At 63.0% G+C, this 3,616-nt stretch carries 5 protein-coding genes; 3 read left to right on the top strand and 2 right to left on the bottom strand.

All coding sequences use genetic code 11. The features are described from left to right. Nucleotides 1-1,876 (top strand): protease Lon-related BREX system protein BrxL (gene brxL / locus QZY48_RS29845; protein WP_295437466.1); only part of this gene is annotated, 1,876 nt, incomplete at its 5' end. 67 nt (nucleotides 1,877-1,943) lie between these two features. Here the strand turns inward: brxL and QZY48_RS29840 are convergent. Further along, complete coding sequence (locus QZY48_RS29840) at nucleotides 1,944-2,084, bottom strand: hypothetical protein (protein WP_295437464.1); 141 nt, start codon at nucleotides 2,082-2,084, stop codon at nucleotides 1,944-1,946. Nucleotides 2,085-2,260: 176 nt separating this feature from the next. Here QZY48_RS29840 and QZY48_RS29835 point away from each other — a divergent pair, with 176 nt between their 5' ends. Both QZY48_RS29835 and QZY48_RS35135 read left to right on the top strand, forming a co-directional pair. After that, nucleotides 2,261-2,815: an antitoxin Xre/MbcA/ParS toxin-binding domain-containing protein gene (locus tag QZY48_RS29835; protein WP_295437462.1), complete on the top strand. Its 555-nt coding sequence runs from the start codon at nucleotides 2,261-2,263 to the stop codon at nucleotides 2,813-2,815. Further along, nucleotides 2,812-3,078 (top strand): RES family NAD+ phosphorylase, encoded by a 267-nt coding sequence (locus QZY48_RS35135; protein WP_366929809.1) that lies wholly within the window; start codon nucleotides 2,812-2,814, stop codon nucleotides 3,076-3,078. The genes QZY48_RS29835 and QZY48_RS35135 overlap by 4 nt, the downstream gene beginning before the upstream one ends. Here QZY48_RS35135 and QZY48_RS29830 read toward each other — a convergent pair. Then, nucleotides 2,993-3,484 carry a hypothetical protein gene (locus QZY48_RS29830; RefSeq protein ID WP_295437460.1) on the bottom strand — a complete coding sequence of 164 codons (492 nt, stop codon included), beginning with the start codon at nucleotides 3,482-3,484 and terminating at the stop codon, nucleotides 2,993-2,995. The two genes, QZY48_RS35135 and QZY48_RS29830, sit on opposite strands and share 86 nt — an antisense overlap. Nucleotides 3,485-3,616: the final 132 nt, after the last annotated feature.

Raw genomic sequence — 3,616 nt, 5'->3', positions numbered from 1 at the left:
GGAGGGTCTGGAGTTCGTTCGCGAGACCCTGACGGCCAAGTACGTCAAACCAGACGAGCGGGAGGCGGTGAAGTCTGCCATCAAGCGCCACACCCGTTACGAGATCATCGACAAGATCTCGGTACGGCTGGTCGAGACCCACGACAAATACTGGGGCCGCCTGTCGAATCTCGATCTCGACTATATCAACGTCGAGGACAGTCTGGTCCACGATCATGATCGGCTGCTGATGGGCGGCATCTGGGCGGAAATCGTGCTGCGTTACGATGACGCCTATGTCTTCAAGGGCCAGAACCGGCCGTTCTTTGTCGAGAGTCTGCGCCCCATCCAACTGTCGAACCGCAATATCGACAGTTTCATCGCGGCCCGGAGCCACTTCTCCAGCGACCAATGGCTCGACCTCATCATGCGATCCATGGGTTACGAGCCCAGTCACCCCTATTACACGCGGCGCCGGAAGCTGCACTATATGTTGCGCCTGGTTCCGTTCGTGGAGAAGAACTACAACCTCGTCGAGCTGGGGCCGCGAGGGACCGGCAAGAGCTTCGTCTATCAACAGCTCAGCCCTTACTGCCACCTGGTCTCCGGGGGTCAGACCACGACGGCCCAGATGTTCGTCAACTTGAGCACCGGGCAGCGGGGCCTGGTGGCGCTGTGGGATGTGGTTGCGTTCGACGAGGCGGCGGGTATCCGCTTCACCGATAAGAGCGGCATCAACATTATGAAAGGTTACATGGAAGACGGAACCTTCAGCCGCGGGCGCGACATCATTAACGCTGAGGGGGCGATTGTCTTCGTTGGCAATATCGACGGCGACATCGAAACCATCGTCCGGACCTCGAACCTCTTCTACCCCATGCCCAAGGAGATGGATACGGCCTTTTTCGACCGTATCCATGCCTATATCCCGGGATGGGAGTTCCAGAAAACCTCGGATGCGACCTATACGGATCACTTCGGTGTCGTGACCGATTATCTCGCCGAGGTCTTTCGGGAATTGCGCAAGCGCAGCTATGCCGACTATGCCGAGCGTGAACTGCGCTTCGGCAGTCATTTAGGCGGACGCGACCAGAAGGCCGTGCGCAAGACGGTGTCCGGACTGGTCAAACTCCTCAATCCGAACGGTGAGGTGACCAAGAGCGAACTGACTGAGTACGTCGGCTACGCGATGGAGATGCGGCGCCGGGTCAAGGAGCAGCTCAAGAAGAGGGGCGGCCTGGAGTATTGGGATACCAGCTTCTCGTCTATCGACAAGCAGTCGGGGCAGGAGACCTTCGTGCCGCTACCGGAAATGGGCGGCTGTTCCATCATCACCGAGGAATGCTTGCCCGCCGGAAGCGTCTACACCATCGGCAGCGACAGCGCCGACCATCGCCTCGCACTGTTCTTGCTGCAAACACAAATGAACCGCGGGTCCGGGCGCATCGTGGCGCTCGGCAACCTGTCACCCAAGATGAAGGAGGCACTCAAGACCGCGGACGCCTATCTCAAAGCCAACCTGAAGAACCTGGGTATCGACCATGATCTGAAGGCCTACGACTTCACGGTGCAGGCGATCAATCTGAATCAGGCGCAAGAGGGGGCCGAAACCGCCGTCGCCTTTTTCATCGCCATGGTGTCGAGCCTGCTCGATAAACCCGTGCAGAACCAAACCGTCGTACTTGGCGAGATGAGCATCCAGGGCCTGTTGCTCAAGGTCAATGCACTGCCGGAGCGTATGCAGCTCGCGGTCGAGGCCGGCGCCAAGCGCATCCTGATCCCGAGCGAGAACAAGCGCGACCTGCCCGAGGTGCCCGATGCCATCCTGACGGCGATTCAGTGGCAGTTCTATGATTCGCCGACCAAGGCAGCAATCTTATCACTTGGGATCGGGTAATCCTCGCAACTTTTGATCCCGCGCTCCCGTCACCGCGTGGGATACTGACTCGGATCATCCCAGCCGGTCATTGAAACGCGCTGCCAATCAATTTGCTCACCTCCTGCGAGATCCGCTCATTTATCTCCTCGGAGAGGTCGAGTTCCTCGTACAGGAGTTCATCCTTGGCCGGGGACAAACGGGCGCGGGGATACGTCGGTGCGGCCATAGTGTCAGGGGTACAGTCGGGCCCAGAGGGCGTGAAGGATCATCACGGTCGCCAACGCGATGATGATGATCCCGGCCACCGGCGCGCGCAAGCCTGAAGTCAGCACCAGCCGCTCGCGCCGTGGCGGCAAGTGTCCTATGATATAGCGACACGTGCCGCCAACGAGGCATACAGACATGACCACCAAGACCATCCCCGCCAAGCCCGCAGGCCAGAAGGTCGAGCGTGCCGCGGGCCAGGTCGATGCCGTGACCCTGACGGAGCGCGGCAGGCCCACCCGCAAGCCGGCCAGATACCTGCGCCTGCCGGGCGGCCAGACGACCGGGAAGTCGATGTTTCAGCTCGCCAAGGACCTGAGCCCGCTGCAGGCGCACGATCTGGTGACCGAGGGCCTGCCGGTGGACAGTGCGCGCGAGCTGATGGCGTCCTTCCTGTTCATCGACCGCAACACGGTGCTCAAGGCGATGGGCATCAGCGAGCGCACCCTGCAGCGGGCCAAGACCGCGGACCGGCCGCTCGACAGCAACGCCAGCGACCGCTCGCTGCGGCTGGCGGCGGTCGCCGAACAGGCGATCGAGGTCCTGGGCTCGCAGGAGGCCGCCGAACGCTGGTTGGCGGCCCCGGCCATGGGACTGGATCAGCGCCGGCCGATCGACCTGCTGCAAAGCTCGGAGGGCACGGATCTGGTCAAGACGCTGCTGACCCGCATGGATTACGGGGTCTACGCGTGACACCCTTGCCCGCGGCGCTGGGCGGCAGCGCTCTCGTGGTCTGGCGGCTGGAGCGCGACAAGCACCTGCCGACCTGGGACGCGGCCGAGGGCGCCTTCCTCGTGGGCGGCCGCTGGTCATCGGCGGGACGGCGCGTGCTCTATACGTCCCTGGACCCGGCCACGACGATCCTCGAGGCTAATGACCCTTCGGGAGATTTCCGGCCCGCGCCGCCCGGTCCTTGGCCGCGTTCGCCCGGTCCTGGGCGGCGTGCGCCCGACTGATGGCCGCCCCGGCCTCGGCCTCCGCCTGGTCGCGGGCAATCATGTTGGCCTGGGTGCGATTGGCATGGAATTTGTCGTCCGCGGCGGTGGCCTCGTCCATTTTGATGCGTTTGTACTCCTGGGCAGTGGCGGCATCATCCTCGGCCACCTGGACGTCGGTCGCCGGCCCGGTGACCGGGGCAACGTCGGCGTCGGCGTCGGCTGCGGCGGCTTCGCCTTCAGTGACCAGGGGTGCCGGGTCCTCGGCGACCGGGGCGGGGGCGTAGCCTTCCACGACCGGGGCGGCCTGGTTAGCGTAGGTTCCAGCCTCGACGACCGGGGCGGGCTGGGGGCCGGCGCAGAGCGCGCCGGACAGGCAGATCGACATGGCGGCGCCGACGGCGACGATGACATGCTTCAGTGACACTTGCTGTTTCTCCAGGATTGCCGGTTGGTATTGCGCACCACGATGGCTTTGTAGCGAGTCGAGAACAAGTCAAACACAATCGTTGTCGTTGTCGTTGTCGTAATCGGAGAAGCGATGCAATTTGGCGTGCAG

Origin of the sequence: uncultured Thiodictyon sp., assembly GCF_903828115.1 — a bacterium.
Lineage (GTDB): Bacteria > Pseudomonadota > Gammaproteobacteria > Chromatiales > Chromatiaceae > Thiodictyon.
The sequence above is the reverse complement of the archived record's forward strand: the minus strand, read 5'-3'. Positions and strand labels throughout refer to the sequence as shown.